5 protein-coding genes are annotated in these 4,585 nt (G+C 42.2%); 2 read left to right on the top strand and 3 right to left on the bottom strand.

Annotation, left to right across the window (positions count from 1 at the left end):
- Both EXE29_RS17025 and tusA read right to left on the bottom strand, forming a co-directional pair.
- The coding region (locus EXE29_RS17025; RefSeq protein WP_213072637.1) for a phage late control D family protein at positions 1–981 on the bottom strand (981 nt) is incomplete at its 3' end.
- Positions 982–1,128: 147 nt separating this feature from the next.
- Positions 1,129–1,386 (bottom strand): sulfurtransferase TusA, encoded by a 258-nt coding sequence (gene tusA / locus EXE29_RS17020; RefSeq protein ID WP_106986756.1) that lies wholly within the window; start codon positions 1,384–1,386, stop codon positions 1,129–1,131.
- Positions 1,387–1,703: 317 nt separating this feature from the next.
- Between tusA and EXE29_RS17015 the strand changes: the two genes are divergently transcribed.
- Positions 1,704–2,543 carry a CorC family transporter gene (locus EXE29_RS17015; RefSeq protein ID WP_106986757.1) on the top strand — a complete coding sequence of 280 codons (840 nt, stop codon included), beginning with the start codon at positions 1,704–1,706 and terminating at the stop codon, positions 2,541–2,543.
- Positions 2,540–4,099: an apolipoprotein N-acyltransferase gene (gene lnt / locus EXE29_RS17010; protein ID WP_120365106.1), complete on the top strand. Its 1,560-nt coding sequence runs from the start codon at positions 2,540–2,542 to the stop codon at positions 4,097–4,099. The genes EXE29_RS17015 and lnt overlap by 4 nt, the downstream gene beginning before the upstream one ends.
- 53 nt (positions 4,100–4,152) lie before the next feature.
- On the opposite strand, the gene EXE29_RS17005 is transcribed toward lnt, so the two are convergent.
- Complete coding sequence (locus EXE29_RS17005) at positions 4,153–4,491, bottom strand: tRNA-binding protein (RefSeq protein WP_106986759.1); 339 nt, start codon at positions 4,489–4,491, stop codon at positions 4,153–4,155.
- Between the last annotated feature and the right edge of the window lie 94 nt (positions 4,492–4,585).

The raw sequence follows: 4,585 nt of genomic DNA, 5'->3' as shown, positions 1-4,585 counted from the left end.
GTTTTGATTCAGTTTTTCAATCTGACTGTTGGATGAAGCTGTGGCTTGATCTTCACCTGTTAAGTCTTGCATCCATGCAGGGCTGACATGCCATGCTTGTTCTAGGCTTAAGCTGGCATTGTCTTGGCTTTGGCTATGCTGATGTTTGCTTTGGACTGAACCTGCACCTTCTTCTTGGCTGAGGCCATCAGCTTGCCAACGTTGCACATGTACTGCTGTCGGTTGAATGCTACGCTCACCGATAAAGCTAGTGATGCTGTCTTGTTGCTCTGTTGCACTAGAACGATGAAAGCGGATACTGCGACGGCTAAGCGCTTGATATTGACTATTGTCATCAATCAAGCGGAGTTTTTGTTTTTCAATTGGTACTGAGGAATGTGGCACTTTCAGCTGTGCTTCATCAATGAGCCAATTAATGCCTTCACTACGCCAAAGTCGGGTTAAAAAGTCATAATCGCTTTCATTCGACTGCATGATGAAGGGCCGAACATCATAGTTTTGGCTTAAACCACTTAGATCAAGCATTAGACTGGATGCAAAGAGTGGACTTTTGCTTTGCCATTCTTTAAAAATAGTTTCACTGACATCACGCACTGATTTATTCATAAACACACGGCTATTACGACGTTTATGCCACAACGACGTTGCATCTTCTAACGTAAGTTTATATAGGGTGAGTGAACCGTCACTCTGGCCTTGAGTGGCTTCGGTGATGATACCCGTAGTCCGAAACAGTTCGCCCCGATCTGTCACTTGATCAACAGCAACTTGTACACCAATAAATTGTTTCAGCGGAATCAATGCATTGGTGGATAAGCAAATCAGGGTCGCTTGCAGGCCTTGGTTTAAGACATGCTTCCCATCAATACGTTGAATAAAAAGCTCTTCATTCAAAGCAGGATTGGAAAATTGCGCATGAATGGCACGCTTTTGGGCAGATAAGCCTAATTTTTCTAAAATTTTAGCAATCGTATTCAACATTTTTTGAAATCTTTTCTAATTGTTTTTGTATATTTAATCGGCGATATTCTAAGAGCTAGCACCGCCTTAGGCTAGCCCCCATTTTTATTTAAAATGTAAATTATTCAAAATTAAGCTCAAACATAATATTTGAAACGCTTAAATATCTCAGCCCTTCTGCACCAAATAATGAAATTCTTTATTGCCATTTTCATCTAAGCGTTCTTCTTGTAGCAATAGTTCATGGCCCAAGTGCATACAGAACTTTGGAATATCCCATGATGTCGAGTTGTCTGTAGCAAATACTTCAACCACATCTCCAGACTTCGATTTACGGATGGCTTGATGCAACATCATCACAGGTTCAGGACAACGCAGTCCACGCGTATTCAATTGAAGACTTGGTGTGATAGCAGAATCAGACATTGCAAAACTCAGGTGAAGAAAACCCTTTTAGTTTAGCATAGCCCAGTTTATTCCTACATGGTCTTGCTTAAGCTCTACAGATTTCAATCCAGCTTCAGCTCAATCTTTTGCATTTAAGATCTAACCTCGCTCTCCGCCATCATTATAGGTGTTGTTGCTTTTTTCAACTTCGCTTGCTGGATTTGATGTAATCCTAAACTTTTAAATAATTTGATCTGAACATTCTACAATCCCGTAGCAATATGCATAGACAACTGTATTTTCTACGGTATGATAAAATCAATTTTTTTAGATATTCAGCGTCTTCAGGAAAGATCATGCACGAGGAATCAGGCCCGTCGTGGGGCATGCGCGGCTTACGAAAATGGTTAGGCACTGCGCCAGAAACCCGCGACGAACTGTTAAAATTAGTACAAGATTCACGTCGTTTTTTAGAACCCGATACTGTTGCAATGCTTGAAGGTGTTCTTGACCTTCCCGCAACAAAAATCCGCGAAGTTATGACCCCGCGCACAGCAATGATTAGCTTACAAGAAGATGATGAGCTTCTTGATATCCTACACGTGCTGGTAGAGTCTGCGCATTCGCGTTTCCCAGTTTTCTCTGCCGATCAACCCGACAATGTCGTGGGTATATTATTGGCCAAAGATTTATTGCCGTTTTTAACTGAGCCTACCGCTAAAGTTGATATTCGCGCCTTAATGCGTCAGCCTTTGTTTGTGCCAGAAAGTGCTCGCTCTGATCAAGTGATGCGGATGTTGAAAAACACCCAAACGCATATTGCAATTGTGATTGATGAATACGGCACAACTTCAGGTATCGTGACTTTAGAAGATATCTTGGAGGAAATTGTCGGTGAAATTGAAGATGAACACGACAAAGTGGATGAAGAAGCTGAGTTTATCGTGCCAGATGCAGACCCCAATACTGCAAATACTTGGCTCGTTCAAGCACTTACACCAATCGAACATTTTAACAATGTTTTAGATGCTGACTTTTCGGATGATGAAGTAGAAACTGTTGGCGGTCTATTGCTACAAGAAATTGGTTTAGTGAGCGATTTACAAGGACAAACTGTTGACCTTGAAAATTGGGAATTTACGATTTTGGAAGCAGATGCCCGCACTATTCATCTGATTCGAGCTGTCCGTAAATGAGAACCTTCTTTGACAAGCTGTTAAATCCCGCAGAACAACAAAAACAGCTGCCTTTAATTTTACCTTTGCTGATCGCCCTATTTTCAGGGGCGATTTTTAGCTTAGCACTCGCGCCTTACCATTATTGGTGGCTGGCGATTTTATCGCCTGCATTATTATATGCAAGCCTGCGTAAACGCAGTGCTAAACATGCGTTTTTCATTGGTTTGGCCTATGGTTTTGGTCTTTGGTTTGTTGGCGCATTTTGGCTCTATACCTCTATACACGTATACGGCGATACCAATGCTGTACTGAGCGTGCTAATGATTGCAGTTATGGCCATCGTTATGGGTTTATTTAGCGCGATACAAACATGGCTATATCGTCGGTTTTTCCCAGAAACACCGCTAACATTTGCACCACTCTGGGTTCTGTTTGAATGGGCTAAAACTTGGGTCTTCACAGGTTTCCCTTGGCTCTTTGCAGGATATGCATTTACTGAACGCTATCTCGACAGCTATGCACCGCTCTTTGGTGTATTTGGCGTGTCTTTTGTGGTGATTGTACTGGCCTGTGCTGTCGTAGAAGTGCTGAATAAACGCATTTTTTGGCTGGTACCTTCAGCTATTTTCTTGCTCGGTGCTTGGGGTGCCTCACAGCTTAGTTTTGTTCAACCTAAAGCTGAAAAACCACTCTCTGTTTCTTTGGTTCAAGGCAATATCCCTCAAGATTTAAAATGGCTAACGGAATATCAAGCCAAAACATTGATGATCTACGCAGAACTTAGCCGTAGTGAGTGGGGGCGTGACTTAATTGTTTGGCCTGAGTCTTCTATTCCGATGTTCCAAACCGACATTGAACCTTTTTTAGATGCCATGAAAGCACAGGCAGATAAAACAGGAACATCATGGGTGACAGGGATTCCTTATTGGGATTTAAAAGCTTCACATGTTGAGCAGCACCCGATGTATTACAACAGCATAATGGCCACAGGTGACAATGCTTCGGGAATGTACAAGAAGCAACGCCTCGTTCCTTTTGGTGAATACATACCCTTATCAGGTCTACTTAGCTGGGTATTGCCTGCCATGCAAAATGATCCATCTATGAGTGGTTTCTCTCGTGGTGCGAGTGATCAAAAGCCTTTAAATATTAAAAATCATCATTTAGGTGCAGCCATTTGTTATGAAGTGGCTTATCCCAACCTAACTCGTCGAAATGCAGCCCAAAGTGATTTCTTGGTGACTGTATCAAATGATGCGTGGTTTACAGGCACTGCAGGTCCTTTACAACACCTGCAAATGGTACAAATGCGCGCTAAAGAAAACGGCCGTTGGTTTATTCGTGCCACTAATACGGGCGTTACCGCCTTTATTGATCACAATGGTCATATTGTAAAACAAGCACCAATGGATCAAGAAGCAGTTTTACGTGGGGACTTACCTGCCATGCAAGGTCAAACCCTGTATACCCGCTTAAGCGATTGGCCAATTTTAGGCTTCTCTATGTTCTTACTCATATTAGGTTGGATTTACCGTCCACGCACCGTGAATGTAAGCTTTAAATCACGTCGCTAATATAAAAAAGAAATAAAAAACCGGGCTTCAGCTCGGTTTTTTTAATACGTGTATTAAAGTAATCTGGTTCCCAATGGAACATCTGCATCAGGCACACATAAGGCCACATGCCCTTCCACATTATGAAAACCCGTCACCAAACACTCAGACTGAATAGGGCCAATTTGTTTTTTGGGAAAATTGACTACCGCAAGCACCAACTTACCAATTAAGCCTTCAGGCGAATATAGCTGGGTAATTTGCGCACTGGACTTTTTAATGCCCAATGTCTCCCCAAAATCAATATGTAGAATATAGGCAGGCTTACGAGCTTGCTGAAAAACTTCAGCTTGAATCACCTTTCCCACTCTGAGCTCGACTTTCATAAAGTCTGACCAATCTATATGTTGCATCTCGGATGACGACATCTTTAGCTCCTTGCGATTTTTATGTGCTGTGATTTGAATGAATTCCCATCACTGTACAAAAATCAGCCCCAAAGCATAT

Origin of the sequence: Acinetobacter sp. WCHAc060006 (assembly GCF_004209135.1) — a bacterium.
GTDB lineage: Bacteria > Pseudomonadota > Gammaproteobacteria > Pseudomonadales > Moraxellaceae > Acinetobacter > Acinetobacter cumulans.
This window is presented reverse-complemented; position numbering and strand designations above follow the sequence as displayed.

Bases quoted from the DNA above. Each gene is read 5' to 3' on its own strand.
- EXE29_RS17005 (WP_106986759.1), bottom strand. From the start codon at position 4,491: ATGCAACATATAGATTGGTCAGACTTTATGAAAGTCGAGCTCAGAGTG.
- EXE29_RS17015 (WP_106986757.1), top strand. From the start codon at position 1,704: ATGCACGAGGAATCAGGCCCGTCGTGGGGCATGCGCGGCTTACGAAAA.
- lnt (WP_120365106.1), top strand. From the start codon at position 2,540: ATGAGAACCTTCTTTGACAAGCTGTTAAATCCCGCAGAACAACAAAAA.
- tusA (WP_106986756.1), bottom strand. From the start codon at position 1,386: ATGTCTGATTCTGCTATCACACCAAGTCTTCAATTGAATACGCGTGGA.